General features: G+C 71.1%; 26 protein-coding genes. 10 read left to right on the forward strand and 16 right to left on the reverse strand.

The window, feature by feature from the left end; translation table 11 throughout:
- Positions 1-65 precede the first annotated feature (65 nt).
- The 4 genes from HHL19_RS07010 to HHL19_RS07025 all read left to right on the forward strand — a co-directional run bounded on the left by HHL19_RS07010 (position 66) and on the right by HHL19_RS07025 (position 4,013).
- Positions 66-1,082 carry an ABC transporter ATP-binding protein gene (locus HHL19_RS07010; RefSeq protein WP_169086728.1) on the forward strand — a complete coding sequence of 339 codons (1,017 nt, stop codon included), beginning with the start codon at positions 66-68 and terminating at the stop codon, positions 1,080-1,082.
- Positions 1,083-1,084: 2 nt separating this feature from the next.
- Positions 1,085-1,864, forward strand: coding sequence for an ABC transporter permease (locus tag HHL19_RS07015; protein ID WP_169086730.1), 780 nt, complete (start codon positions 1,085-1,087; stop codon positions 1,862-1,864).
- A 206-nt stretch (positions 1,865-2,070) separates the two neighbouring features.
- A complete protein-coding gene (locus tag HHL19_RS07020) occupies positions 2,071-3,180 on the forward strand; it encodes an ATP-binding cassette domain-containing protein (protein WP_169086731.1) in 1,110 nt (369 codons plus the stop codon).
- Positions 3,177-4,013 (forward strand): ABC transporter permease, encoded by an 837-nt coding sequence (locus HHL19_RS07025; RefSeq protein ID WP_169086733.1) that lies wholly within the window; start codon positions 3,177-3,179, stop codon positions 4,011-4,013. The genes HHL19_RS07020 and HHL19_RS07025 overlap by 4 nt, the downstream gene beginning before the upstream one ends.
- Before the next feature lie 13 nt (positions 4,014-4,026).
- Here the strand turns inward: HHL19_RS07025 and HHL19_RS07030 are convergent, their stop codons facing one another.
- A complete protein-coding gene (locus HHL19_RS07030; protein WP_169086735.1) occupies positions 4,027-4,353 on the reverse strand; it encodes an ATP/GTP-binding protein in 327 nt (108 codons plus the stop codon).
- Between the two features lie 198 nt (positions 4,354-4,551).
- Here HHL19_RS07030 and HHL19_RS07035 point away from each other — a divergent pair, with 198 nt between their 5' ends.
- A complete protein-coding gene (locus HHL19_RS07035) occupies positions 4,552-5,586 on the forward strand; it encodes an LLM class flavin-dependent oxidoreductase (RefSeq protein WP_169086737.1) in 1,035 nt (344 codons plus the stop codon).
- Positions 5,587-5,715: 129 nt separating this feature from the next.
- Here HHL19_RS07035 and HHL19_RS07040 read toward each other — a convergent pair whose 3' ends face one another.
- Positions 5,716-6,108: an SCO5389 family protein gene (locus HHL19_RS07040; RefSeq protein WP_169086738.1), complete on the reverse strand. Its 393-nt coding sequence runs from the start codon at positions 6,106-6,108 to the stop codon at positions 5,716-5,718.
- Positions 6,109-6,335: 227 nt separating this feature from the next.
- On the opposite strand from HHL19_RS07040, the gene nucS reads away from it, so the two are divergent.
- Positions 6,336-7,007 carry an endonuclease NucS gene (gene nucS / locus HHL19_RS07045; RefSeq protein WP_206325480.1) on the forward strand — a complete coding sequence of 224 codons (672 nt, stop codon included), beginning with the start codon at positions 6,336-6,338 and terminating at the stop codon, positions 7,005-7,007.
- Positions 7,008-7,109: 102 nt separating this feature from the next.
- Here the strand turns inward: nucS and HHL19_RS07050 are convergent, their stop codons facing one another.
- From HHL19_RS07050 to HHL19_RS07060, 3 genes are all read right to left on the reverse strand, one after another.
- Entirely contained in the window at positions 7,110-9,785 is a 2,676-nt protein-coding gene (locus HHL19_RS07050; protein WP_169086742.1) for an ATP-binding protein, read from the reverse strand.
- Between the two features lie 216 nt (positions 9,786-10,001).
- Positions 10,002-10,325, reverse strand: coding sequence for an STAS domain-containing protein (locus tag HHL19_RS07055; protein WP_169086744.1), 324 nt, complete (start codon positions 10,323-10,325; stop codon positions 10,002-10,004).
- Positions 10,326-10,453: 128 nt separating this feature from the next.
- The gene (locus tag HHL19_RS07060; RefSeq protein ID WP_169086746.1) at positions 10,454-11,302 is read right to left on the reverse strand and encodes a 3-hydroxyacyl-CoA dehydrogenase family protein; all 849 of its coding nucleotides are present in this window, start codon (positions 11,300-11,302) and stop codon (positions 10,454-10,456) included.
- 162 nt (positions 11,303-11,464) lie between these two features.
- On the opposite strand from HHL19_RS07060, the gene HHL19_RS07065 reads away from it, so the two are divergent.
- Complete coding sequence (locus HHL19_RS07065) at positions 11,465-12,037, forward strand: cob(I)yrinic acid a,c-diamide adenosyltransferase (protein ID WP_169086748.1); 573 nt, start codon at positions 11,465-11,467, stop codon at positions 12,035-12,037.
- Here HHL19_RS07065 and HHL19_RS07070 read toward each other — a convergent pair.
- Complete coding sequence (locus HHL19_RS07070; RefSeq protein WP_346768520.1) at positions 12,034-12,726, reverse strand: hypothetical protein; 693 nt, start codon at positions 12,724-12,726, stop codon at positions 12,034-12,036. The two genes, HHL19_RS07065 and HHL19_RS07070, sit on opposite strands and share 4 nt — an antisense overlap.
- 172 nt (positions 12,727-12,898) lie before the next feature.
- Between HHL19_RS07070 and HHL19_RS07075 the strand changes: the two genes are divergently transcribed.
- From HHL19_RS07075 to HHL19_RS07085, 3 genes are all read left to right on the forward strand, one after another.
- Complete coding sequence (locus tag HHL19_RS07075) at positions 12,899-14,140, forward strand: histidine kinase (RefSeq protein WP_346768521.1); 1,242 nt, start codon at positions 12,899-12,901, stop codon at positions 14,138-14,140.
- Complete coding sequence (locus HHL19_RS07080; protein WP_169086750.1) at positions 14,137-14,778, forward strand: response regulator transcription factor; 642 nt, start codon at positions 14,137-14,139, stop codon at positions 14,776-14,778. The genes HHL19_RS07075 and HHL19_RS07080 overlap by 4 nt, the downstream gene beginning before the upstream one ends.
- 212 nt (positions 14,779-14,990) lie before the next feature.
- Complete coding sequence (locus tag HHL19_RS07085) at positions 14,991-16,751, forward strand: glycoside hydrolase family 18 chitinase (RefSeq protein ID WP_169087559.1); 1,761 nt, start codon at positions 14,991-14,993, stop codon at positions 16,749-16,751.
- Positions 16,752-16,820: 69 nt separating this feature from the next.
- Here the strand turns inward: HHL19_RS07085 and HHL19_RS07090 are convergent, their stop codons facing one another.
- The 10 genes from HHL19_RS07090 to HHL19_RS07135 form a co-directional block, all read right to left on the reverse strand.
- On the reverse strand, positions 16,821-17,267 hold the full coding sequence (locus tag HHL19_RS07090) for a DUF2550 domain-containing protein (protein ID WP_169087561.1): 447 nt from the start codon (positions 17,265-17,267) through the stop codon (positions 16,821-16,823).
- Between the two features lie 146 nt (positions 17,268-17,413).
- A complete protein-coding gene (locus tag HHL19_RS07095) occupies positions 17,414-17,788 on the reverse strand; it encodes a F0F1 ATP synthase subunit epsilon (RefSeq protein ID WP_031006240.1) in 375 nt (124 codons plus the stop codon).
- A gap of 113 nt (positions 17,789-17,901) precedes the next feature.
- Complete coding sequence (gene atpD / locus HHL19_RS07100; RefSeq protein ID WP_169086752.1) at positions 17,902-19,344, reverse strand: F0F1 ATP synthase subunit beta; 1,443 nt, start codon at positions 19,342-19,344, stop codon at positions 17,902-17,904.
- The gene (locus HHL19_RS07105; protein WP_169086754.1) at positions 19,344-20,261 is read right to left on the reverse strand and encodes a F0F1 ATP synthase subunit gamma; all 918 of its coding nucleotides are present in this window, start codon (positions 20,259-20,261) and stop codon (positions 19,344-19,346) included. The genes atpD and HHL19_RS07105 overlap by 1 nt, the downstream gene beginning before the upstream one ends.
- A 20-nt stretch (positions 20,262-20,281) precedes the next feature.
- Entirely contained in the window at positions 20,282-21,880 is a 1,599-nt protein-coding gene (gene atpA, locus HHL19_RS07110; RefSeq protein ID WP_169086756.1) for a F0F1 ATP synthase subunit alpha, read from the reverse strand.
- A 137-nt stretch (positions 21,881-22,017) separates the two neighbouring features.
- Entirely contained in the window at positions 22,018-22,833 is an 816-nt protein-coding gene (locus HHL19_RS07115) for a F0F1 ATP synthase subunit delta (RefSeq protein WP_169086758.1), read from the reverse strand.
- Entirely contained in the window at positions 22,830-23,375 is a 546-nt protein-coding gene (locus HHL19_RS07120) for a F0F1 ATP synthase subunit B (RefSeq protein ID WP_169086760.1), read from the reverse strand. The genes HHL19_RS07115 and HHL19_RS07120 overlap by 4 nt, the downstream gene beginning before the upstream one ends.
- Before the next feature lie 44 nt (positions 23,376-23,419).
- On the reverse strand, positions 23,420-23,650 hold the full coding sequence (atpE, locus tag HHL19_RS07125; protein ID WP_006346597.1) for an ATP synthase F0 subunit C: 231 nt from the start codon (positions 23,648-23,650) through the stop codon (positions 23,420-23,422).
- Positions 23,651-23,740: 90 nt separating this feature from the next.
- Positions 23,741-24,550, reverse strand: a complete 810-nt coding sequence (gene atpB / locus HHL19_RS07130) for a F0F1 ATP synthase subunit A (RefSeq protein ID WP_169086761.1) — start codon at positions 24,548-24,550, stop codon at positions 23,741-23,743.
- 225 nt (positions 24,551-24,775) lie between these two features.
- Entirely contained in the window at positions 24,776-25,189 is a 414-nt protein-coding gene (locus tag HHL19_RS07135) for a hypothetical protein (protein ID WP_169086763.1), read from the reverse strand.
- Positions 25,190-25,416 lie beyond the last annotated feature (227 nt).

Genomic DNA, 25,416 nt, shown 5'->3' on the forward strand with positions numbered 1-25,416 from the left:
GACCCCGTGAAAACCCCCCGTCACTCCGGTGGCGGGGGGTTTCGCGCGCCCTTAGCTTGGTACGCATGATCGAGCTTGAGGGGCTGACGAAGCGGTTCGGGACGAAGACGGCGGTCGATCATCTCTCCTTCCAGGTCCGGCCGGGCATGATCACCGGCTTCCTGGGGCCCAACGGGGCGGGGAAGTCGACGACGATGCGGATGATGCTCGATCTGGACAACCCGACGAGCGGGACCGTGCGGATCGACGGCCGGCACTACCGGGAGCTGGACGAGCCGCTCAAGTACATCGGGGCGCTGCTCGACGCCAAGGCGATGCACGGCGGCCGCTCGGCCCACAACAACCTCCTCTGCCTGGCGCAGTCGAACCGGATCCCGGAGCGGCGGGTGGACGAGGTGCTCGACCTGGTCGGGCTGACGGCGGTGGCACGGAAGAAGTCGAAGGGATTCTCGCTCGGCATGGGCCAGCGGCTCGGGATCGCGTCGGCGCTGCTCGGCGATCCCGAGATCCTGATGTTCGACGAACCCGTCAATGGTCTGGACCCCGAGGGAATTCACTGGATCCGCAATCTGATGAAGTCCCTCGCGGCCGAAGGAAGAACGATCTTCGTTTCCAGCCATCTGATGAGTGAAATGGCACTGACGGCGGATCATCTGATCGTCATCGGCCAGGGAAAGCTGCTGGCCGACACGTCGATGGCGGATTTCATCCAGCAGAATTCGCGGAGTTTCGTCCGGCTGCGGTCCCCGCAGCAGGAACGGCTGCGGGACGTGCTCCACGAGGCGGGTCTCGTGGTGGTCGAGGCCGGAAACGGCACCCTGGAGGTCGACGGGGCCTCGACGGAGAAGCTGGGCGAGCTGGCGGCGGCGCACCGGTTGACGCTGCACGAGCTGAGCGCCCAGCGCGCCTCCCTGGAGGAGGCGTTCATGCAGATGACGGCGGGTGCGGTGGAGTACCACGCGCACGGCACCGACGTACACGGCGGCGACGAGCCGGCCGCGCCCGGCCCCGCGTGGGGCGCGAACTCCGGCTGGGGTCCCGCGCAGGGCCCGGCGGCCGGCCAGAGCGGTGAGGGGGTCTGAGGATGGCGGCGGTACCTGCGGTCCTCCAGTCCGAGTGGACCAAGATCCGGACGGTCTCGTCGACGGTCTGGACGCTGGCGTCGGCGCTGATCGTCACGGTGGCGATGAGCGCGGCGCTCTCCGCGGTCCTGAACTCCACCTTCGACGAGCTGTCCGAGCTGGAGCGGGCGACCTTCGACCCGACGTTCGTCAGCTTCTCCGGGATGGTCCTCGGCCAGCTGGCGATGGTGGTCTTCGGTGTCCTCGTGGTGGGGACCGAGTACTCCTCGGGCATGATCCGCACCTCGCTGGCGGCCGTCCCCCAGCGGGCCACCTTCCTCATCTCCAAGATCGCGGTGGCCGGGGTGCTCGCCCTGGTCGTCGGCCTGGTGACGAGCTTCCTGTCGTTCTTCCTCGGGCAGGCGCTGCTCGGCGAGCACCGGACGACGATCGGCGCGGACAACGTGCTGCGGGCGGTGGTCGGCGGCGGGATCTACATGGGGCTGATCGCGGTCTTCTCGATGGGCGTGGCGACGATGCTCCGCTCCTCGATGCTGTCGCTCGGCATCCTGGTGCCGTTCTTCTTCCTGATCTCCCAGATCCTGTCGGCGGTGCCGAAGGCGAAGGAGGTCGCGAAGTACTTCCCCGACCGGGCGGGCTCCAAGATCATGCAGGTGGTGCCGGACGCCCTCGGCTCGGAGAAGGCGCCGTACGGGCCGTGGGGCGGGCTCGGGATCATGCTGCTCTGGGTGGCGGCCTCGCTGCTCGGCGGCTACCTGGTGCTGAAGCGGCGGGACGCCTGACGGCGGACGCGCCTGAGGGGGCCCGAGGCCCCTGGCCCCCTCAGGGGCGTCCCGGATTTCTCCCGGAGGTTTCGCTTCGGTCTCGAATCGCGGGCGCGGGAACCGTCAACGGCTGGATAAGCTCCTGACTCGTACGGGGGCCTCGTGGCCACGCGCGTCGTCCTGCCCCCGATCGCACACCACCGAGCCGTCGATGGGGCTGGAGAATGATCGAGGCAGTCGGCCTGACCAAGCGCTACGGCGCGAAGACGGCCGTGTACAAGCTTTCCTTCCAGGTGAGGCCGGGCGTCGTCACCGGCTTCCTGGGCCCGAACGGCTCCGGCAAGTCGACCACCATGCGCATGATCCTCGGCCTGGACACCCCCACGGCCGGGCACGTGACGATCGGCGGCCACCCCTTCCGGCGGCTGCCGAACGCGCCCCGGCAGGTCGGCGCCCTCCTCGACGCCAAGGCCGTGCACGGCGGCCGCAGCGCCCGCAGCCACCTCCTGTCCCTCGCCCAGCTGGCCGGCATCCCGGCCCGCCGGGTGGACGAGGTGCTGGGCGTGGTGGGCCTCCAGGACGTGGCGAAGCGGCGTTCCAAGGGCTTCTCGCTCGGCATGGGCCAGCGGCTCGGCATCGCGGCGGCGCTGCTCGGCGACCCGCAGGTGCTGCTCTTCGACGAGCCGGTCAACGGCCTCGACCCGGAGGGCATCCTCTGGGTGCGGAACCTGATGAAGAAGCTGGCCTCCGAGGGCCGCACGGTCTTCGTCTCCAGCCACCTGATGAGCGAGATGGCGCTCACGGCGGACCACCTGATCGTGATCGGCCGGGGGCAGCTGCTCTCCGACATGCCGGTGAAGCAGTTCATCTCGGCGAACTCGGCGGACTTCGCCCGGGTCCGCACCCCGGAGGGCGAGCCCGCGCTGCGGGACAAGCTGTCGGGCGTGCTCGTCGAGGCCGGCGGCCAGGTGCTGTCCGAGCCGGACGGGGCGCTGCGGGTCACCGGCCTGCCGCTGCCGAGGATCAGCGACCTGGCGCACGGGGCGGACGTACGGCTCTGGGAGCTGTCCCCGCACCAGGCCTCCCTGGAGGAGGCGTACATGCGCCTCACGCAGGGCGCGGTGGACTACCGCTCGACCGACGACAAGCTGGCCCACCTCCAGGCCCCGCCGCAGCCCGGAGAGCCGGGGTACGGGATGCCGCAGGGGCCGCCGGTCCCGTCGGACGTGCCGCAGCAGGGCTGGTACGCCCCGCCGCCGCCCGGACAGAACTCGTACGCCGCCCCGCAGCCGAGCCTCCAGAAGCCGAGCGACACCACCGAGGACGCCCGATGACCGCCCCCACGCCGACCCCGACGCCCGCCCCGCCGTACGGCTACGTCTCCCCCATCCCGGTCCGCCGGGCGCACCTCGGGGACGCGCTCGCCTCCGAGTGGACGAAGATCCGCTCGGTGCGGTCGACGGTGTGGACGCTGGGCACGATGGTCCTGCTGATGCTGGTGATCGGCCTGGGCGTGGGCGCGATCGCCGCCTCCGAGGGCGGGAACATGGGCGAGGAGTCGGCGCTGCCGCTGGGCTTCTTCGGGATGCTGCCGGCCTCGATCTGCGTGATCACGCTGGGTGTGCTGACGATCTCGTCCGAGTACGGCACGGGCATGATCCGGACGACGCTGACGGCGTGCCCGAGCCGGTCTCGGGTGCTCGCGGCGAAGGCGATCGTCTTCTTCCTGCTGGTCTTCACGGTGACCCTGGTCGTGGCCTTCGGGGTGGCGACCGCGCAGGTGGCGATGGTGGACGCGGCGGAGCCGACGGGCGGCGAGTGGGCGCGGGCCACGGTCGGCGCGGCCGGCTTCATGGCGCTGCTCGGTCTGCTGTCGATGGCGGTCGGGGCGCTGGTGCGGCACTCGGCCGGCGCGATCACGGTGATGATCGGCGTGCTGCTGCTGCCGCTGGTGGCGGCGCTGTTCATGTTCTCGTCGGCGCTGAAGGGGCTCCAGGAGGTGCTCTTCACCTACTCGGTGCCCTCGCAGCTGATCTCGCTGTACAGCGCGCGGCCGCCGTTCACGGACAACGGCCCGGCGGGCTGGGAGACGCTCCTGATCATGGCGGTGGCCGCCACGGTGGGTCTTGGCGGCGCGTTCGCCCTGCTGAACAATCGGGACGTCTGAGCGCGGACGGACCCTAGTACTTCGGCGCGTTGCGGGACCGCTGCACCCGGGTGGTGCGGCGGTCCTTCGCGTTCCAGCAGGCCTTGTGCCAGTGGCGGCGGTCGTCGACGCCGCCGTACTCGGGCCAGGCGACGACGTGCGGGGCGCCGGCCGGGATCTCCTGGTCGCAGCCGGGGCAGCGGTAGCGCTTGCCCGGGGAGCTGGCGCCGGCGACGAGGCGGACGTACCACTCCTCGCCCTGCCAGGTCTCGGTGCGCTGCGAGCCGCCGTACCGGTCGTCGCGCTCGTCCTGCGCCTCGGGCTTCGCGCCGCGGCGGGAGCGGTGGTGACGCGGGGACACAGCACACCTCACGGGGTCGGGGAACACGGACCGTTCCCTCCAGCGTACGGGCCGCGACGTGGTGCCCGGGTGCCCGGTCCCGGCCTCCGGACCGAAAATCGCAAGAACTTCACGCGAGGCCGTTGCCTTTGGCACGTGTCAGACGTTGTTGCCGGTACGAGGGTCAGTGACGCGTCGGCCGCGAGGAGGCAGAAGACGATGCGGGTGGGAACGTTCGTTCTGGCGGCCCAGTTCCCGGGCCAGGGTCAGGGAGAGGCGCTGCACCGGGCGGTGCGGACCGCCGAGGTGGCCGAGGAGGCGGGCCTGGACTCGGTCTGGCTGGCCGAGCACCACTTCGTGCCGTACGGCGTCTGCCCCTCGGCGGTGACGCTGGCGGCGCTGCTCCTGGGCCGCACCCGGCGGCTGCGGGTGGGGACGGCGGTGAGCGTACTGCCGTCCGTCCACCCGGTCGCCCTCGGCGAGCAGGCGGCGCTCCTGCACATCGCCTCCGGCGGCAGGTTCACCCTCGGGGTGGGGCGCGGCGGGCCGTGGGTGGACCTGGAGGTGTTCGGCGCGGGCCTGGAGGCGTACGAGCACGGCTTCCCCGAGGCCCTCGACCTGCTGCTGCGCTGGCTGACCGAGCCCCGGGTGGGCGCCGCGGGCGAGCGCTTCTCCTTCCGCGAGGTGGCGGTGGTGCCCCGGGCGGACGAGCTGATCGGCGGCGAGGCGGCGCCGGAGGTGATCGTGGCCTGCACCTCGCCGAAGAGCGTGCGGCTCGCCGCAGAGCGCGGGCTGCCGATGCTGCTCGGCATGCACTGCGGCGACGAGGAGAAGGCGGAGGCGGTCGCGGCCTGGGCCCGCTGGGCGCGGGAGGCCGGGCGGGATCCCGACGAGGTGGCGCGGATCGGCGCCGGTCATGTCTCCGCGGGCGTGGCGCAGCTCGCGGACCGGACCGGGGACGCGGTGGAGACGCTGGTGAAGGCGATGCCGGGCTGGCTGAAACAGGGCCTGGACGCGCATGTGACGGTGGACGGCCGGCACCGGGCGATGCGGGACCCGGTGGCGTACACCGAGCTGCTCTGCTCGCTGCACCCGGTCGGCACCCCGGAGCTCGCGGCGGACCGGCTCGCGGCGACCGCCGAGCGCACCGGCATCACCCGCTTCGCGCTGCTCGCCGAGGGCTCCGGCGACCTCGCGGCGACCGAGGAGAACCTGCGGCGGCTCGGCGCCGAGGTCCTCCCCCGGCTGGTCTGAGGGCCGGAACCCGCCGCCGCCCCGGCATCCCCGCGGGACGGTGCGTGTCGGCACGCACCGATCGCGGCTCGCTCGACGCGGAGCGGCGGCGTACGAGTCCCGGCGGATCCCGGTGACGACGGTCGGGCCTCAGCAGTCGCGGAGCTCGGGCGACTGGTTGAGCAGCTGGGCCCGTACGGAGGTGAAGCGGGTGAGCCGCTCGTCCACCGCCGGGTCCAGCGGGAAGACCGCCACGCGGTGGCAGTTCTGGAAGGCCAGACGCACTCCGAAGTGGCGCTGGAGCGCACCGCGGATCGCGTCGCTCGCCAGCGCGCGCAGCAGCTGACCACGTGCCTGCTCGTTCGGCGGCGGCGTCTGGTTGTCGGCGAACTCGCCGCCTTCCACCTCCAGCTGGGCCACCAGAGAACTGATCATCTCCCACGCGAAGGGCAGGGAGGTCCGGACGCAGTCGACGAAGGCGGCTTCGTCGACCTCGCCTCGCTCGGCCTGTTCCAACAGTGCCGGTGAGACGTCGAGCGACATGGGTTCTCCTCTCGCGACCCCGCGGACGGGGTCTGTGCGGGCAGGGCCGAAGGCCGACGTACGCCACGCAGCGTGCACGGACGACGACCTCCAGCTTCCACGGTAAGCGCGTGTTGCTGCCCGCACCAGGAGAATGGGCACACAACAGGCCGATAACCGACGGGTGTTCGGCTCATGCCGATGCCCGAATCGCGTAGAAGGGCGCTCCTCTTGTAGCGTTGCCGACCATGCGTCTCGTCATTGCCCGTTGCTCCGTGGACTACGCGGGCCGGCTCACGGCCCACCTGCCCTCCGCCCCCCGTCTGATCCTGATCAAGGCCGACGGCAGCGTCTCGATCCACGCGGACGACCGGGCGTACAAACCGCTCAACTGGATGTCTCCGCCGTGCACCCTCAAGGAGGGGGCCGACGGCGACGCGGGCATCTGGACCGTGATCAACAAAGCGGGCGAGAAACTGATCATCACGATGGAGGAGATCCTCCACGACTCGTCCCACGAACTCGGCGTGGACCCGGGCCTCATCAAGGACGGCGTCGAGGCGCACCTCCAGGAGCTGCTCGCCGACCGGATCGAGACGCTGGGCGAGGGGTGGACGCTGATCCGCCGCGAGTACCCGACGGCGATCGGCCCGGTCGACATCCTCTGCCGGGACGCGGACGGCGCGACGGTCGCGATCGAGATCAAGCGGCGCGGCGAGATCGACGGCGTGGAGCAGCTGACCCGCTACCTGGAGCTGCTCAACCGCGACCCGCACCTCGCCCCGGTGAAGGGCGTCTTCGCGGCGCAGGAGATCAAGCCGCAGGCACGGGTCCTGGCGACGGACCGCGGGATCGGCTGCGTGGTGCTCGACTACGACGCCCTGCGCGGCATCGAGGACGACAAGCTGCGACTGTTCTAGCCGGTACGGCGAAGGGGACGGCCCCGGGCGCGAGGAGCGCCCGGGGCCGTCCCCTTCGCCGTTCTTCCGCTCTTCCGGTGTTCCGGTGTTCCGGCGCGGTTCTCAGCTCACGGTGTCGGAGGCGGTGGGGGTGCCGTCGAGGGTGGAGGAGGCGGAGTTGGTCGGGGCCTCGCCGCCGGACGATTCCTCCGGCGTCGGGGTCGGGGACGGGGACTCGGAGGGCGTGCTCGGGTCGGGGTCCGGGGTGGACGACGACGCCGAGGGCGACGAGGTCGGCGACGACGAGCTGGGCTTCGGTCCCGTGGGCGAGGACGGCGGGCGGGTCGTCGTCGGCCTGGTCGTCGGCGGGGTCGTCGGCGCGTCCGTCGTCCCCGTCGCGGTGCCCGGCGCGCTGGTGGCCGTCGGGTCCGGTTCGCCGGAGGCGCTGGTGGACGGCGAGCCGGTCGCCGTCGGGTCCGTGGCGGAGGCGGTCGGGGTCGTGCCCGAGGTGGTGGGGCCGGGCGAGCCGGAGGTGGTGGGCGTACCGGTCTCCGCCGGGGCGCCGGGCTCGTCCTCCGCCGGGGCGCCGTCGCCGGTGTCCGGCGGTTCGGCGACGCCCGTGTCGGTGGTGCTGTCGGTGCTGACGGTGCCGGAGGTGGGGGTCTCGTCGTTGTCGGAGGTGGCGCCGAGGGTGACGACCGTGCCGAGGACGGCGACGAGGAGCGCTCCGGCGCCGACGGCGGCGAGGTTGCGCCGGGTGCCGTCGAGGACGATCGCCTTGAGCCCCTTGCGCGCGGGTTCGGCCGGGGCGGCGGGGCGGGCGGCCACCGTGGGGCCCTGGTCGGCGAGGTCCGGGTAGTCGGGGAAGGCCGGGAAGGCGGGCGGGGTGACGCCCGCGGTCGTCGCGACCGGCGGCAGCACCTCGGTCGGCGGCTCGGCGGGCGTCCGCGGGACCGGGGCCGTGGCGCGTACGGCGGGCAGGCCGCGGGCCGGCGAGTCCGTACGGGACGGCAGCACGGCCGTCGCGGGCTCCCGCTCGCGGCCGAGGTCGGCGACGAGGGCGAGGGCCCGGCGTCCCGCGACGGTGCCGCGCTTGTCGGCGAGGGCGCCGCGCAGCCCGATGGAGGCCTCCAGCTCGGCGCGGGCGCGGGCGAGGTTGCCGCCGCAGATCGCGAGGATGCCGAGCTCGTGGTGGAAGTACGCCTCCTCGGCGACGTCCCCGGCGAGCCGGGCGGCTTCCTGGCCGGAGCGCAGGGCCCGCTCCCAGGCGCCCCAGTGGAGGCCCGCGGCGAAGGCGGGGGCGGCGGCGCGGGCGAGGGCGACGGCGGCGGCGCGCCGCTCGACGGCCTCCTCGGGGCCGCCGTCGCCGTCCCCGACGAGGCCGCCGAGCGCGGCGAGCAGGGCGTCGGACTCGGCGGCGGCCCGCTCGGGACCCACCGAGGGATGGCCGGCCCACCAGGCGTAGTGCTGGGCGGCGGTGCGCAGGCGGTCGGCGGTGTCGTGGCCGTAGCCGTGGGCGAGGAGCTGGGTGAGGACGCCGCCGGCGAGCCGGTGCCGGGCGCCGGCGGGGCTGAGGAGCCCGCAGGCGCGCAGCTCGCCGAGGGCGGCGTCGGCGTGGGTGTCGCCGACGAGCGCCGGGAGGTGGGCGTGGTGCGGGAGTTCGCCGCCGAGGGCGACGGCGAAGCGGAGGGTGGCCTGGGCGGAGCGGCTGAGCCGGGAGGCGAGCAGCGCGGCGGGGGCTGCGCCCTCGCCGAGGCTGGGCAGCGGCACCTCGTGGAGCTCGACGTCGGGGTTCTCGTACGGATCGGGGGCGGTGCCGGCGGGGCCGGCCCCCGGGGTCGTACCGGACGGGCCGAAGGCCTCCTCCAGGGCGCCGAAGGCGTCGAACTCGGCGGGGGTGACGCGCAGCCGGTCGCGCTGTCGGAGCAGGGCGCCGGCCTGGACGAAGCGGAGCGGCAGCCCCTCGGACTCGAACCAGAGGTCGCCGGCCCAGTTGGCCTCCTCCTCGGTGAGGCGGCGGCCGACGGCGGCCTCCAGGAGGGCGAGGGAGGCGGCGCGGCCGAGGCCGGACAGGGCGACCTCCTCGATCCGGGCCTCGGCCGAGGGGGCGGGGACGCCGGGGGCGGCGGCGAGGAGGAAGGCGCACTCGGGGGCGGCGGCGAGGAGTTCGTCGAGGGCGGCGCCGCCGAACTCCAGGTCGTCGACGACGACGACGGCGCCGACGGTGGCGAGGTCGCCGCGCAGGCCGTCGCGGTCGGGCCGGTGGCCGGGGGCGTGCAGGACGGCGGTGCGCAGCTCGTGGAGGAGTTCGCCGCCGGTGCGGTGGTGGCCGGAGAGGCGGACGACGCCGTCGGGGGCGAGGTCGGCGCAGTCGGCGGCGACGACGTCGAGGAGGGCGGTGCGGCCGACGCCGTCGGGGCCGGTGAGGCGGGCGGAGCGGCCGCGGGTGAGGGTCTCGGCGAGCCGGGCGCGCGGTTCGTCGCGTTCGAGGAGGGGGAGTTCGGGTCCCGCGGGTCCTGGCGGCACGGGCGCGGCGGCGGCGCGGTCGGCCTCGGCGCGCTCCTCGGGGGTGCGGCGGCGGGCCTGCGGGGGTGTCTCGCCGGGCGGGCAGGGTTCGATCTCGCTGCCGTCGACGGGGTTGACGGTGAGGAGCAGCCCTCCGGAGACGATCCGGGTGACGCGGGCGCGGGCGGGCGCCGCGGCGGTGCGGTCGGGCAGGGCGGTGGGCTGGGTGGGGCGGGCGTCCTCGGCCGCGGTGTCGTGACCGGACTCGTCCGGCCCCCGGTGTATCGGGTCCATGGTCAAAGCCCCCAAGAGCGGTGGTGCGGAGCCCGCCGGGTGGGTCCGTCGTCGGGTGCGGGCGACCGAACCCTAGACGGTCGCCGGGCGCCCGGGAACAGCCGGGGTGCCGTGGAGACCAAGACGTCACGGTCTTGTGAGGATTGAGCGTGACGCCTGGTTCTCACAGGGGCTTCACAGACGGTTCACCGGGCGCGGCGTCCGCGCGCCGTCCGTTCAGACCCGGGGCAGGGACTCCACGACGAGGCCGCCCTCGATGGCGAGGATGCGGTGGAGGCGGGTGGCGACGAGGAGCCGCTGCATCTGCGGCGGCACCCCGCGCAGGACGAGCCGGCGGCCGCAGCGGCCGGCCCGTCTGTGGGCGCCCATGATGACGCCGAGGCCTGTGGCGTCCCAGGAGTCGAGTCCGGTCAGGTCCAGCACGAGGTCGCCGACTCCGTCGTCGACGGCCGTGTGCAGGACCGTACGGGCGTCCGCCGCGCTCCGGACGTCGAGGCGGCCCCCGACGACCAGCTCGGCATGGTCGCCCCTGATGTGCATAGTCGCTCCCCGGGAATGCTCCGTCTTCGCAAACAAACTGACTGCCGCCTCGGCAGATACGTTGCGCCTTGTCGTCGAACCGATACCTGGATTCACTCCATGGAGTGAGGCCGTGTGGCGGGCAGAGCTCAGTACTTGTAGAAGCCCTGCCCGCTCTTGCGGCCGATGTCACCCGCGTCCACCATCCGGCGCATCAGCTCCGGCGGCGCGAACTTCTCGTCCTGGGACTCGGTGTAGATGTTGCTGGTGGCGTTGACCAGGATGTCGACGCCGGTGAGGTCGGCGGTGGCGAGCGGGCCCATCGCGTGGCCGAAGCCCAGCTTGCAGGCGATGTCGATGTCCTCGGCGGTGGCGACGCCCGACTCGTACAGCTTGGCGGCCTCGACGACGAGGGCGGAGATCAGGCGGGTGGTGACGAAGCCGGCGACGTCGCGGTTGACGACGATGCAGGTCTTGCCGACCGATTCGGCGAAGGAGCGGGCGGCGGCGAGGGCGGAGTCACTCGTCTTGTAGCCGCGGACGAGCTCGACGAGCTGCATCATCGGGACCGGCGAGAAGAAGTGGACGCCGACGACGGCCTCGGGGCGCTCCGTCACCGCGGCGATCTTGGTGATCGGGATGGCGGAGGTGTTGGAGGCGAGGACCGCGCCGTCCTTGGCGATCTTGTCGAGGGAGCGGAAGATCTCGTGCTTGACCTCGATCTTCTCGAAGACGGCCTCGACGACGATGTCGGCGTCCGCGACCGCGTCCAGCTCGGTGGTGGCGGTGATGCGGCCGAGGGCGGCCTCCGCGTCGGCGGCGTCGAGCCTGCCCTTCGCGACGAACTTCTCGTACGAGGCCTTGATGCCGTCCGTACCGCGGGTCAGCGCGGCGTCGGTGACGTCCCGCAGGACCACGTCCCAGCCGGCCTGCGCGGAGACCTGAGCGATGCCGGATCCCATGAGTCCGGCCCCGATGACGGCGAGCTTCCCAGCCACGAATTCCACCCCTTCTACACCTGTTCACTTCTGGCTCTCTCCGGCGGAGATTAGCGGGCCGGGAGCACCATGTGACCGCGAAGTAATGCGCGTCACGCTCTCTTTGACGGACGTCACACTCGCGACAGGCGCGGCGGGCGGGGGCGTCACTAGGCTGGGTCCATGGTCAATCTGACGCGCATCTACACCCGCACCGGCGACCAGGGCACGACGGCCCTGGGCGACATGAGCCGCACGGCCAAGACCGACCTCAGGATCGCGGCCTACGCGGACGCCAACGAGGCCAACGCCGTCATCGGCACGGCGCTCGCCCTCGGCCACCTGGACGAGGAGGTCGTCACGGTCCTCACCCGCGTCCAGAACGACCTCTTCGACGTGGGCGCCGACCTCGCCACGCCGGTGGTCGAGAACCCGGAGTACCCGCCGCTGCGGGTGGAGCAGTACTACGTGGACAAGCTGGAGGCGGACTGCGACCGCTTCCTGGAGGAGTTGGAGAAGCTGCGCTCCTTCATCCTGCCCGGCGGCACGCCCGGCGCTGCGCTGCTGCACCAGGCGTGCACGGTGGTCCGCCGTGCCGAGCGCTCGACGTGGGCGGCCCTGGAGGTGCACGGCGAGACGATGAACCCGCTGACGGCGACGTACCTCAACCGCCTCTCCGACCTCCTCTTCATCCTGGCGCGGGTCGCCAACAAGGAGGTCGGAGACGTGCTCTGGGTCCCGGGCGGGGAGCGCTAGGACGTCGGACCGACGGCCCCCTGCCGGGGGTCCGGGGGTTGACCCCCGGGAGACACGGCATCCTGGCGCGGGTCGCCGACAAGGAGGTCGGGGGCGTGCTCCGGGTGCCGGGCGGGGAGCGCTGACGCCTTCTCCGCACCGCTCTCCGCGTCGCCCTTCGGGGCCTTGTGCGGCCAGACCGCGTAGCTGAGGGCGATCAGGCCGTGGATGCCGACGGCGCGCCAGACGCCGCCGATCGAGGCCTCCAGCTCCGAGGTGTCGCCGGCGTCGCCGACGTACCACATCGCGGCGAGGAGCAGCGCGGAGGCGACGGCGCCGGCGATCAGCGTGCCGAGCCAGATCGCGCCCTCGTGGCGGGCCCGGGCCATGCCGTGGCGGGGCGGCTTCGGGGGCGGCGGGGCGCCGCCGAAGCGGTGGGCGGCGTGGCCGTCGAGCCACTTCACGGTGCGGTGCCCGTGCCCGACGGTGTAGCCGATGTAGATCGCGGCGAGCCCGTGCCGCCAGCTGGGCTCGGCGCCGTTCTTGAGGTCGATCGCGGAGACGACCAGGAGCAGGACCTCCAGGAGCGGCTCGCACAGCAGCAGCGCGGCGCCCAGCCTCGGCATGCGCAGCAGGTAGCGCGCGCCGAGTCCGGCGGCCAGCAGGACCCAGAACCCCACCTCGCAGACCACGATCACCGTGACGATCACGAGCTTCCCCTTTCCTTCCCCCGTCGGGTCCCTCCCAGCGTCCCGTCCGGGAGGGCCCGCTTCGTCGTCGCGGGTGAGGAAACCCGCCTACATCCTTCGACGGAGGCGCGGGCGGGCGCGGATCGGTCCGGATGTCGACGTCCGGGGGCCGGAGCACGTGTTGGATGGGTACGTGATCCTCCCCCGCCAGGTCCCGCCCCGCCCGGTCCCGCCCCGCCCGGCCCTCCCCCGCCCGCACCGCCACGACGTACTGATCGCCGTCGCCGGTCTCTCCGTCGGCGTGCTGCTCTGGTCGTACGGGCTGTACACCACCGGCGGCCGGATCTTCGACCAGCGCTGGGCGGCGCTCGTCCCGCTGGCGGTGATGGCGGGGGCGGAGGCACTGCGCCGGGTGGCCCCGCAGACCGGGCTCGTCCTGGGCACGCTGGCCATCGTGGCCGACCAGTTCACCAACGGGAACCTGGCCACGGTCCTGATGTTCACGGACGTCGTCTACGCGGCGGTCGTCTACGGCACCCCCGCGCAGGCCCGCCGCATCCCGTACACGACGGCGCTGGTCACCGTCGCGACGACGGTGGCGTTCCTGGTGTGGTGGCAGAACGCGTTCGCACTGCTCATCGGCGTCATCACCGGCATGATCTCCTTCCTGCCCGCCGTCACCGGCTCGATCGTGCGCAACCACCGGGAAGCGGCGGAGGCAGCCCGGCTGCGCGCCGAACAGACCGCACTGCTGGCCGAGATGGACCGGACGCAGGCGGTGGCGGCGGAACGGGCGCGGATGGCACGGGAGTTGCACGACATGGTGGCCAACCACCTGTCGGCGATCGCGATCCACTCGACGGCGGCGCTCTCCCTCGACGACCCCGGCACCACCCGGCAGGCGCTGACGGTGATCCGGGAGAACAGCGTGGCGGGACTCGGGGAGATGCGACGCCTCATCGGGCTGCTCCGGGACAGCGGCGCGGAGAGCGAGCCGGCCGCGACGGCCTCCCTCGCGGGGCTCGACGCCCTGGTGGCGCAGGCGGGGACCAACGGCGCGGCGAGCGGGCTGCGTTTCGTCCTGGACGACGCCCGGCGGGACGGTGCCAACCTTCCCGCACCGGTGGAGCTGGCCGCGTACAGGATCGTGCAGGAGGCGCTGACGAACGCGCTCAAGCACGCGGCGCCCGGCGAGGTGCGGGTGGCGCTCGCCCGGGCGGACGGGGCGCTGCGGGTGGAGGTGACGAGCCCGTACGGGGAGCGGCCGGGGCCGCGCGCGCCGGGCTCGGGGGTGGGGCTTGTGGGGATGCGGGAGCGGGTGGCGCTGCTCGACGGGTCCCTGGAGGCCGGTCCGGTGGCGGAGCACGGGGGCGCAGAGGTGTGGCGGGTGCGGGCGGAGCTGCCCGTGGGAGCGAGCGAGGAGGAGCGGGCATGACGGTGCGGGTGGTGGTGGCCGAGGACCAGAGCGCGGTACGGGCGGGGCTCGTACTGATCCTGGGCAGCGCGCCGGACATCGAGGTGGTCGGGGAGGCGGCGGACGGCGAGCGGGCGGTGGAACTGGCCCGGGAGCTGCGCCCCGATCTGGTGCTGATGGATGTGCAGATGCCGCGCATGGACGGGGTGACGGCGACCCGGCTCGTGGTGGCCGAGGGCCTCGCGGACGTGCTGGTGCTGACCACCTTCGATCTGGACGAGTACGTCTTCGGGGCGCTGCGCGCGGGGGCGTCGGGCTTCCTGCTGAAGAACGCGGACGCGCGGGAGCTGATCGAGGCGGTGCGGACGGTGGCGCGGGGCGAGGGGCTGATCGCGCCGGCGGTGACCCGGCGGCTGATCGCGGAGTTCGCCTCCCCGGCACCGCCGGTACGGAGGGATCCCGCCGTCCTGGACGGGCTGACGCCCCGGGAGCGGGAGGTCCTCGCCGCTCTGGGGGCGGGGCTTTCGAACGCGGAGGTCGCGGTACGTCTGGACATGGCGGAGGCGACGGTGAAGACGCACGTCAGCAAGGTGCTGGGGAAGCTGGGGCTGCGGAGCAGGGTCCAAGCTGCGGTGTTGGCCCGGGAGTTGGGGCTCTGAGGGAACGGAACCGACGTTGGTCTGGACCTCTTGACGATTGGTCCAGACCTTCCTACGCTCGCGGGGCGCGCGCAACTCTCCACGGACCACCCCCACCCCGAACGTCCGCTACTTGAGGAGCACCGTTGAGCACTCAAGCACCGACGCGCCGAAGAGGCCTCAAGGCGAAGGCCGCCGCCGGCCTCACCGCCCTGGCCCTCCCCCTCGCCGCGATGGTCGGCCTCGCCTCCCCCGCGGAGGCCGCCACCTCGGTCACCGCGACCTACACCAAGACCCAGGACTGGGGCACCGGCTTCGGCGCCAACTGGACCATCAAGAACACCGGCACCACCACCATCTCCTCCTGGAACCTGGAGTGGGACTACCCCTCCGGCACCCGGGTCACCTCCGCGTGGGACGCCACCGTCACCAACAGCGGCGACCACTGGACCGCCAAGAACGTCGGCTGGAACGGCACCCTGGCCCCCGGCGCCTCCGTCTCCTTCGGCTACAACGGCGCCGGCTCCGGCGCCCCCTCCGGCTGTAAGATCAACGGCGCCTCCTGCGACGGCTCCACCCAGCCGGGCGACAACCCGCCCTCGGCCCCCGGCACCCCGACCGCCTCGAACATCACCGACACCTCGGTGAAGCTCTCCTGGGGCGCGGCCACCGACGACAAGGGCGTCAAGAACTACGACGTCCTGCGCGACGGCACCAAGGTCACCACCACCACGGCCCTGAACTACACCGACCAGGGCCTCACCGCCGGCACCGACTACAGCTACACCGTCGTCGCCCGCGACACCATCGACCAGACCGGCCCCGCCGCCGGCCCCGTCGCGGTCCGCACCACCGGCGGCGGCACCACTCCGCCGCCGCCGAACGCGGTCAAGATGGGCTACTTCACCAACTGGGGCGTCTACGGCCGCAACTACCACGTGAAGAACATCGTGACCTCGGGCTCCGCGTCCAAGATCACCCACATCAACTACGCCTTCGGCAACGTCCAGGGCGGCAAGTGCACCATCGGCGACGCCTACGCCGACTACGACAAGGCCTACACCGCCGACCAGTCCGTCGACGGCGTCGCCGACACCTGGGACCAGCCGCTGCGCGGCAACTTCAACCAGCTGCGCAAGCTGAAGAAGGCCTACCCGAACATCAAGGTCCTCTGGTCCTTCGGCGGCTGGACCTGGTCCGGCGGCTTCGGCCAGGCCGTCCAGAACCCGGCCGCCTTCGCGCAGTCCTGCTACGACCTGGTCGAGGACCCGCGCTGGGCCGACGTCTTCGACGGCATCGACCTGGACTGGGAGTACCCGAACGCCTGCGGTCTCACCTGCGACACCAGCGGCGCCGCGTCCTTCAAGAACATGATGCAGGCCATGCGCGCCAAGTTCGGCGCGAACAACCTGGTCACCGCGGCCGTCACGGCCGACGCCTCCGCCGGCGGCAAGATCGACGCCGCCGACTACGCGGGCGCCGCGCCGTACTACGACTGGCTCAACGTGATGACGTACGACTTCTTCGGCGCCTGGGCGGCCAAGGGCCCGACCGCCCCGCACTCCCCCCTGACCTCGTACGCCGGCATCCCGCAGGCGGGCTTCAACTCCGCCGAGGCGATCGCCAAGTTCAAGGCCAAGGGCGTCCCGGCGAACAAGCTGCTGCTCGGCATCGGCTTCTACGGCCGCGGCTGGACCGGCGTCACCCAGTCCGCCCCCGGCGGCACGGCCACCGGCCCGGCGCAGGGCACGTACGAGCAGGGCATCGAGGACTACAAGGTCCTCAAGAACTCCTGCCCGTCCAACGGTACGGTCGCCGGCACCGCCTACGCCCACTGCGGCACCAACTGGTGGAGCTACGACACCCCCGCCACCGTCACCTCCAAGATGGGCTGGGCCAAGAACCAGGGCCTCGGCGGCGCGTTCTTCTGGGAGTTCAGCGGTGACACCGCGAACGGCGAACTCGTGAACGCCATCAACGGCGGACTGAGCTAGCACCCCGGGTACGACGGAGCGGGGGACGGTGCAGCACACCGCCCCCCGCTTCCGTACGTGCAGGAAGTACTACGCGACGTTCACCCTCTGGCCGGGCGGCGCCGCCTCCAGCCAGGCCATGAACCCCGTCCGGGCGTCCTCGCTCATCGCGAGCTCCAGCCGGACGCCGTTGTACATGCAGGGCTGGATCACCGAGTCCGACAGGAGCGCCAGCTCCTCCTCGCCCTCCGGCATCCGGCGCTCCAGGGCCACGATGGCCGAACGCTCCAGGAAACGGCGCGGCCGGGGCGCGTACGAGAAGACCCGGAACCAGGCGATCTCGTCACCGCTGTACCGGGCCACCCCGTACACCCAGCCCTTGCCGCTGAGGTCCGGCTCCTCCGGGACGTCCCAGCGCAGCGAGCAGTCGAAGGTGCCGCCGGCCCGCTGGATCAGCCGCCGGCGCAAGCCGAAGACGAAGAGCCCGATCAACACCAGTGCGACGACCAGGCCGCACACGAGCAGCGCGAGGAACATCTTCACCGACCTCCTCGCCGCGTCCCGTGACCGGCGCCGCCGGCCTCACGAATACAACCTGCATCTGCATCGCCTCAGCCGCGGCACGGTCTGGAACATTCCAGCCGTGCCGCGGCTGAGGGCACTACTCTTCGGTCGCCGGTCCGCTAGCGGACCGCTACCGCGCGCAGCCGGACCTCGGCGCGCCGCTCGGCGGCGGCGTCCTCGTCCGACTTGGCACGCTCCAGCGCGCGCTCGGCGCGCTGGGCGTCGATCTCGTCCGCCAGCTCGGCGATCTCCGCCAGCAGCGACAGCTTGTCGTCGGCGAAGGAGATGAAACCGCCGTGGACGGCGGCCACGACGGTGGCGCCCTCGCTCGTGCGGATGGTCACCGGGCCCGACTCCAGCACACCCAGAAGCGGCTGGTGGCCGGGCATGACGCCGATGTCGCCGGAGGTGGTACGCGCGATGACCAGGGTGGCCTCGCCGGACCAGACACTCCGGTCCGCGGCGACCAGCTCGACGTGCAGCTCAGCAGCCAAGGGTGGCTCCTCGGGTCACCACCCGGCGGTGCTGCCGGGTGTTGGGATCAATTCTAAGGGGCGTGGAGAGGGGGACGGGAACGGCTCCCGCCCCCCTCGGGCGAGCACGGGGCTCAGGAGACGCCGAGCTCCTTGGCGTTGTTCTTGAGGTCCTCAAGACCACCGCACATGAAGAACGCCTGCTCCGGGAAGTGGTCGAACTCGCCGTCGCAGATCGCGTTGAACGCCGCGATCGACTCCTCGAGCGGAACGTCCGAACCGTCCACACCGGTGAACTGCTTGGCGGCGTGGGTGTTCTGCGACAGGAAGCGCTCGACACGACGCGCGCGGTGCACGACGAGCTTGTCTTCCTCGCTCAGCTCGTCGATACCGAGGATCGCGATGATGTCCTGGAGGTCCTTGTACTTCTGCAGGATGCCCTTGACGCGCATGGCGGCGTCGTAGTGGTCCTGCGCGATGTAGCGCGGGTCCAGGATCCGGGACGTGGAGTCCAGCGGGTCCACGGCCGGGTAGATGCCCTTCTCGGAGATCGGACGGGAGAGAACCGTCGTCGCGTCGAGGTGGGCGAAGGTGGTCGCCGGCGCCGGGTCGGTGAGGTCGTCGGCGGGGACGTAGATCGCCTGCATCGAGGTGATCGAGTGACCACGGGTCGAGGTGATGCGCTCCTGGAGGAGACCCATCTCGTCGGCCAGGTTCGGCTGGTAACCCACCGCGGAGGGCATACGGCCGAGCAGGGTCGACACCTCGGAACCGGCCTGCGTGAAGCGGAAGATGTTGTCGATGAAGAACAGCACGTCCTGCTTCTGCACATCGCGGAAGTACTCCGCCATGGTCAGACCGGCGAGGGCCACACGGAGACGGGTGCCCGGGGGCTCGTCCATCTGGCCGAAGACCAGGGCGGTCTTGTCCAGAACGCCGGACTCCTCCATCTCCTGGATGAGGTCGTTGCCCTCACGGGTGCGCTCACCGACACCGGCGAACACGGAGACACCGTCGTGCAGCTTCGCCACACGCATGATCATTTCCTGGATCAGAACGGTCTTGCCGACACCGGCACCACCGAACAGACCGATCTTTCCACCCTTGACGTACGGGGTGAGAAGGTCGACGACCTTGAGGCCGGTCTCGAACATCTCGGTCTTCGACTCGAGCTGGTCGAACGCCGGGGCCTTGCGGTGGATGGACCAGCGCTCGCCGACCTCCGACTCCGCCTCGGGCTCGTTCAGGATCTGACCCAGCGTGTTGAACACGCGGCCCTTGGTGACGTCGCCGACGGGCACCGTGATGCCGTCGCCGGTGTCCACCACGGGGGCCTGGCGGACCAGGCCGTCGGTGGGCTGCATGGAGATGGCGCGGACCACGCCGTCGCCCAGGTGCTGCGCGACCTCGAGGGTCAGCGTCTTGAGCGCGCCCTCCTCGGCCGGGTCGGCGACCTGGACGTGCAGGGCGTTGTAGATCTCCGGCATCGCGTCGACGGGGAACTCCACGTCGACGACCGGGCCGATGACCCGGGCGACGCGGCCCGTGGCGGCGGCCGTCTCAACAGTGGTCGTCATTACTTGTCACTCCCCGCGGTCGCGTCGGCCAGGGCTGCGGTGCCACCGACGATCTCGCTGATTTCCTGGGTGATTTCGGCCTGGCGGGCCGCGTTGGCAAGTCGGGAGAGGTTGTTGATCAAGTCTCCCGCGTTGTCGGTCGCCGACTTCATCGCACGCCGCGTCGCGGCGTGCTTCGACGCCGACGACTGGAGCAGCGCGTTGTAGATGCGGCTCTCGACGTAGCGCGGCAGAAGGGCGTCCAGGACGTCCTCCGCCGACGGCTCGAAGTCGTACAGCGGGCGGAGCGTGTCCGACTCGCCGGCCTCCTTCGCGACCTCGTCGAGGCTGAGGGGCAGCAGCCGGGCCTCGACCGCCGTCTGCGTCATCATCGAGACGAACTCGGTGTAGACGATGTGGAGCTCGTCCACACCACCCTCGGCCGTGTCCTTCTCGATCGCCTCGATCAGCGGCTCGCCGATCTTCTTGGCGTCCGCGTACGTCGGCTCGTCCGTGAAGCCGGCCCACGAGCCGGCCAGCTTGCGCTCACGGAAGTTGAAGTGCGCGATGCCGCGGCGGCCGACGGCGTAGACGTCGACCTCCTTGCCCTCGCCCTCCAGGCGCTTGATGAGCTGCTCCGCCGCCTTGATGGCGTTGGAGTTGAAGGCGCCGGCCAGACCGCGGTCGCTCGCGAGGAGCAGCACCGCGGCGCGGGTCGGGTTCTCGGCCTCGGTGGTCAGCGGGTGCTTGTCGTTGGCACCGGTGGCCACCGCGGTCACCGCGCGGGTGAGCTCGGTGGCGTACGGGGTCGAGGACTGCACCTTGCGCTGAGCCTTGACGACGCGCGAGGCGGCGATCATCTCCATCGCCTTGGTGATCTTCTTCGTCGCGGTGACGGATTTGATGCGACGCTTGTAGACCCGGAGCTGCGCTCCCATGAGTCAGGTCCCTTCCGTCGTCACTTCGAGACGTTGACGGCGGCAGGGGCGTCCTCGCCGAGCAGCTTGCCGTCAGAGGTCTCGAACTGCTTCTTGAACTCCGCGATGGCGTCGGCGACGGCCGTCAGGGTGTCGTCCGACATCTTCTTGCCCTCGCGGATGGAGGTCATGAGACCCGAGTGGTTCTGGCGGAGGTACGCCAGGAGCTCGGCCTCGAAGCGACGGATGTCGGCGACCGGGACGTCGTCCATCTTGCCGGTGGTACCGGCCCAGACGGAGACGACCTGGTTCTCGGTCGGCATCGGCTGGTACTGAGCCTGCTTGAGCAGCTCGACCATGCGCTGACCGCGCTCCAGCTGCGCCTTCGAGGCCGCGTCCAGGTCGGAACCGAAGGCCGCGAAGGCCTCCAGCTCACGGAACTGGGCGAGGTCCACGCGGAGGCGGCCGGCGATCTGCTTCATGGCCGGGTGCTGGGCGGAGCCACCGACTCGGGAGACCGAGATACCGACGTTCAGGGCCGGGCGCTGGCCGGCGTTGAACAGGTCGGACTCCAGGAAGCACTGGCCGTCGGTGATGGAGATGACGTTGGTCGGGATGAACGCCGAGACGTCGTTCGCCTTGGTCTCGACGATCGGCAGACCGGTCATCGAGCCGGAACCCAGCTCGTCCGAGAGCTTGGCGCAACGCTCCAGGAGGCGGGAGTGCAGGTAGAAGACGTCACCCGGGTAGGCCTCACGGCCCGGCGGGCGGCGCAGCAGCAGCGACACGGCGCGGTAGGCGTCGGCCTGCTTCGACAGGTCGTCGAAGATGATCAGGACGTGCTTGCCCTGGTACATCCAGTGCTGGCCGATGGCCGAGCCGGTGTACGGGGCGAGGTACTTGAAGCCGGCCGGGTCGGACGCCGGGGCGGCGACGATCGTCGTGTACTCGAGCGCACCGGCCTCCTCCAGCGCGCCGCGCACGGACGCGATGGTGGAGCCCTTCTGGCCGACGGCGACGTAGATGCAGCGGACCTGCTTGTTCACGTCGCCCGAGCGCCAGTTGTCGCGCTGGTTGATGATCGTGTCGACGGCCAGGGCGGTCTTGCCCGTCTGGCGGTCGCCGATGATCAGCTGACGCTGACCACGGCCGACCGGGGTCATGGCGTCGACGGCCTTGTAGCCGGTCTCCATCGGCTCGTGGACCGACTTACGGGCCATGACGCCGGGGGCCTGCAGTTCGAGGGCGCGGCGGCCCTCGGTCGCGATCTCGCCGAGACCGTCGATCGGGTTGCCGAGCGGGTCGACGACGCGACCCAGGTATCCCTCACCGACGCCGACGGAGAGGACCTCGCCGGTGCGCTGCACCGACTGCCCCTCCTCGATGCCGCTGAACTCACCGAGAACGATCGCACCGATCTCGCGCTCTTCGAGGTTCAGCGCGAGACCGAGGGTGCCGTCCTCGAACTTCAGCAGCTCGTTCGCCATGGCCGAGGGAAGACCCTCGACCTTCGCGATGCCGTCACCGGCCAGGCTGACCGTGCCGACCTCCTCGCGCGAGGCCGCGTCCGGCTGGTACGACTGGACGAAGGTCTCCAGCGCGTCCCGGATCTCCTCCGGCCGGATCGTGAGCTCCGCCATCTGGGTTCCCTGCTCTCCTTGTTGGGCCCGAAGTTTCTTAAGGGGTCTGGGGGCCGACCCCCAGGAATCTTCTGCAATCTCTGCACGGCCCAACCGGGCCGCTGTGATGCGTGTTGTGTTGCCGGCGGCGTGAGCCGTCAGCCGGCCAGCCGCCGCTTCGCCTCGCCGAGGCGCTCGGAGACCGTGCCGTCGATGACCTCGTCGCCGACCCGCACCGAGATCCCGCCGAGGACCGTGGGGTCCACGTCCAGGTTCAGGTGCATCTCGCGGCCGTACAGCTTCGCCAGTACGGCGCCGAGGCGCTGCTTCTGCTGGTCGGACAGCGGCACCGCCGAGGTGACGACGGCGACCATCCGGTTCCGGCGCGCCGCGGCGAGCTTGGACAGGGACTCGAGTCCCACCTCCAGGCTACGTCCCCGGGGCTGGGTCACCAGACGGACGACCAGGCGCTCGGTGGTGGCGTTGGCCTTGCCGCCGAGCAGCGTGCGCAGCAGCTCGCCCTTGGCGGCGGGCTTCGCGGTCTTGTCCGTCAGCGCCGAGCGGAGCTCGGTGCTGGAGGTCACGATCCGGCCGAAGCGGAACAGCTCGTCCTCGACGTCGTCGAGGGCGCCCGCCTTCTGCGCCGCGGTGAGGTCGGCGGTGTTCGCCAGCTCCTCGGCCGCGTCGACGAGGTCGCGGGAGCGCGACCAGCGGGACCGGACCATGCCGGAAACCAGGTCGACGGTCTCGCCGCCCACCTGACCGGTCAGGAGTCGCTGCGCGAGCTCGGCCTTGGCCTCACCCGACTGGGCGGGGTCGGTCAGGACCCGGCGCAGCGACACCTCGCGGTCGAGCAGGACGGTGACCGCGGCCAGCTCGTCAGCGAGCTTCGCCGCGTCGACCGAGGTGTTGTCGGTCAGTGCGTCGAGGGACTCGCGGGCGGCGGCCAGTGCCTCACGGCTCGCTCCGTTCATCGGACGGCCTCAGCCTTCTCCTCGAGCTCGTCGAGGAAGCGGTCGATCGTGCGGCTCTGGCGGGCGACGTCCTGGAGGGACTCGCCGACCAGCTTGCCGGCCAGGTCGGTGGCGAGCTGTCCGACGTCCTGACGCAGGGAGGAGGCGGCGGCCTTGCGGTCGGCCTCGATCTGCGTGTGACCGGCGGCGATGATCTCCTCGCGCTGGCGCTGGCCCTCCGCCTTCATCTCCTGGATGATCGCGGTGCCCTGCTCCGTCGCCTCCTGGCGGAGACGCGCGGCCTCGTGGCGGGCCTCGGCAAGCTGTGCCTTGTACTGCTCCAGCACACTCTGAGCCTCGATCTGGGCCGACTCGGCCTTCTCGATGCCACCCTCGATGGCCTCGCGGCGCTCGACCAGAACCTTGTTGATGTTCGGGAGGAGCTTCTTGGCGAGGAAGCCGAAGACGATGACGAAGGCGATCAGGCCGATGACGAGCTCGTCAAGATGCGGGAGGAGGGGGGGCTGGGGCTCCCCCTCGGCCGCAAGAAGCAGAGCGTTCACATCAGTGCCTTCCGTGAAAATGTGGCTGTCGTCGAGAAGCAGGCTTAGTAGACGAAGCCCATGACGATGCCGATGAGGGCGAGCGCCTCACAGAAGGCGAAACCCATGATCTGGTTGGTGCGGATCAGGCCGGCCGCCTCGGGCTGGCGGGCGAGGGCCTGGGTGCCGTTACCGAAGATGATGCCGACGCCGACGCCGGGGCCGATCGCGGCGAGGCCGTAACCGATGGCGGCGACGTTGCCTTCGACAGCAGCAAGGGTCTGGAGAGCGGACATGCCGGTTCTTCCTTCTCTTTCAAGGACCCGGTGGGGGTTGGCCACCGGAGACTGCGGGGTGGGTGGTGGAGCTGGTCCGTGGCAGGGGGCTCAGTGGTGCTCGGAGAGCGCGCCCTGGACGTAGCTGCAGGCCAGGAGGACGAAGACGTACGCCTGGACGGCCTGGATGAAGAGCTCGAAGGCGGTCATCACGAGGACCATCACGAAGGACGTGCCGGCGTAGACGATGCCGATGCCGTTGAGCAGGTACCAGGAGGCCAGCGAGAACATCACGATCAGCAGGTGACCGGCGAACATGTTCGCGAACAGTCGGACCGCGTGCGTGAAGGGCCGGATGATCAGGTTCGAGAAGAACTCGAGGACGACGACCAGCGGCAGGATCGGACCGAGGGACTTGTCCCAGCCGACGATGTTCTTCCAGCCGCCGACGAAGCCGTGCTTCTTGAAGGTCAGCGAGACCCAGAGGACGTACACGATCAGCGCGAGGGCCGCCGGGAAGGCGATCAGCGAGGTGACCGGGAACTGGGCCAGCGGGATGATCGACCAGAGGTTCATCATCCAGACGAGGAAGAACATCGAGACCATGAAGGGGACGTACTTCTCGCCGTCCTTCTTGCCGATGATCTCGTAGACGATGCCGCGGCGCACGAAGTCGTAACCGGCCTCGCCGACCATCTGCATCTTGCCGGGGACCAGCTTCGGCTTGCGGAAGGCCGCCCAGAAGAAACCGACCACCACGACCGAGCTGAGGATCGCGAGCAGCATGGGCTTGGTCAGCTCGAAGCTGCCCCACGTGGCGACGGGCTCGTAGATGAACGTGTGCAGGCCCGGAGCCGGGAAGCCACATCCGGTGAAGATGTGGCAATCCGGGTCGAAGGCAAGCGTCTGGTCAGCACTCACCGCGGGCTCCTTCAGCGTGGCGCATAGGTACGGCAACCTCGTTGTGTCGGCGCGGCACGCAGCCGCGGGTCGGCACTGGACTGGTCTTACGGATAAGGGGGCGGCGGGTCGGCTTCGAGCCTCGCGCTGGGACAGGCGCCGCTTCGGATGCCCGCGCCCGCAATGCCGCAGTTGGCACCGGACGATAGCAGGAAGCCGAACGGCTCTTTATCCCGGCCCTACCCTTCACGACTTCGAACCCGTTTTCTCGGGCTCGACGTACGCGATCTTGGCCTTCATGTAGGCACGGGCCTGGGCCGCGACCCACACCACGGTCGCCGCGAGCAGCGTGAAGGCGAAGGCCTTGAAGTCGAACACCGTGGTGCCCTTCAGCAAGGCCAGGAAGACGAAGAGAACCAGCAGCTGGGCCGTGTAGAGCATGAGCCCCATGGCCTGGAACAGCTGCGGAAGTTTCTTTGCCGTCCGCTGCAGCACCAGCATCCCGATACCCATGAAGAGGAGCACGACCAGGGTGCCGAGCACGGCGCCGATAGCCCCCTTGCCGCCGGCGACGATGCCGCTGATCACCGTGGCGATGGCGCCGACGGCGGCAGTGGGTACGACGGCCGAGAGAAGGAGGCGTGCGTCGGTGGAAGGCATGGCGGTGTCTCCGCTGTGATGGAGGGGGCGATGGTGTCGTCAGGGACGAGCGTAGGCCCGGTCCGAGGTGGGTCTCGGGGCCAACAGACCGTCGCACTACGGTCTTTCGGCTCTGTCGCCGGGTCTCGTGAACCGTATCACAAACTATTTGAATAGGTCTTTACCCAGGGGGTGTGCCAACTGTCACACATGAGGGTTACAACGCGCGATTGTGCGCGACAGCAGGG

Source organism: Streptomyces sp. R302, assembly GCF_012927245.1.
Taxonomy (GTDB): domain Bacteria; phylum Actinomycetota; class Actinomycetes; order Streptomycetales; family Streptomycetaceae; genus Streptomyces.

Coding starts and splice junctions, on each gene's coding strand:
- HHL19_RS07080 (WP_169086750.1), top strand. CDS start 14,137: ATGACGGTGCGGGTGGTGGTGGCCGAGGACCAGAGCGCGGTACGGGCG.
- atpD (WP_169086752.1), bottom strand. CDS start 19,344: ATGACGACCACTGTTGAGACGGCCGCCGCCACGGGCCGCGTCGCCCGG.
- HHL19_RS07055 (WP_169086744.1), bottom strand. CDS start 10,325: ATGCACATCAGGGGCGACCATGCCGAGCTGGTCGTCGGGGGCCGCCTC.
- HHL19_RS07025 (WP_169086733.1), top strand. CDS start 3,177: ATGACCGCCCCCACGCCGACCCCGACGCCCGCCCCGCCGTACGGCTAC.
- HHL19_RS07065 (WP_169086748.1), top strand. CDS start 11,465: ATGGTCAATCTGACGCGCATCTACACCCGCACCGGCGACCAGGGCACG.
- HHL19_RS07050 (WP_169086742.1), bottom strand. CDS start 9,785: ATGGACCCGATACACCGGGGGCCGGACGAGTCCGGTCACGACACCGCG.
- HHL19_RS07035 (WP_169086737.1), top strand. CDS start 4,552: ATGCGGGTGGGAACGTTCGTTCTGGCGGCCCAGTTCCCGGGCCAGGGT.
- HHL19_RS07020 (WP_169086731.1), top strand. CDS start 2,071: ATGATCGAGGCAGTCGGCCTGACCAAGCGCTACGGCGCGAAGACGGCC.
- HHL19_RS07085 (WP_169087559.1), top strand. CDS start 14,991: ATGGTCGGCCTCGCCTCCCCCGCGGAGGCCGCCACCTCGGTCACCGCG.
- HHL19_RS07040 (WP_169086738.1), bottom strand. CDS start 6,108: ATGTCGCTCGACGTCTCACCGGCACTGTTGGAACAGGCCGAGCGAGGC.
- HHL19_RS07090 (WP_169087561.1), bottom strand. CDS start 17,267: ATGTTCCTCGCGCTGCTCGTGTGCGGCCTGGTCGTCGCACTGGTGTTG.
- atpE (WP_006346597.1), bottom strand. CDS start 23,650: ATGTCCGCTCTCCAGACCCTTGCTGCTGTCGAAGGCAACGTCGCCGCC.
- atpA (WP_169086756.1), bottom strand. CDS start 21,880: ATGGCGGAGCTCACGATCCGGCCGGAGGAGATCCGGGACGCGCTGGAG.
- HHL19_RS07010 (WP_169086728.1), top strand. CDS start 66: ATGATCGAGCTTGAGGGGCTGACGAAGCGGTTCGGGACGAAGACGGCG.
- HHL19_RS07115 (WP_169086758.1), bottom strand. CDS start 22,833: ATGAACGGAGCGAGCCGTGAGGCACTGGCCGCCGCCCGCGAGTCCCTC.
- HHL19_RS07135 (WP_169086763.1), bottom strand. CDS start 25,189: ATGCCTTCCACCGACGCACGCCTCCTTCTCTCGGCCGTCGTACCCACT.
- HHL19_RS07015 (WP_169086730.1), top strand. CDS start 1,085: ATGGCGGCGGTACCTGCGGTCCTCCAGTCCGAGTGGACCAAGATCCGG.
- HHL19_RS07105 (WP_169086754.1), bottom strand. CDS start 20,261: ATGGGAGCGCAGCTCCGGGTCTACAAGCGTCGCATCAAATCCGTCACC.
- nucS (WP_206325480.1), top strand. CDS start 6,336: ATGCGTCTCGTCATTGCCCGTTGCTCCGTGGACTACGCGGGCCGGCTC.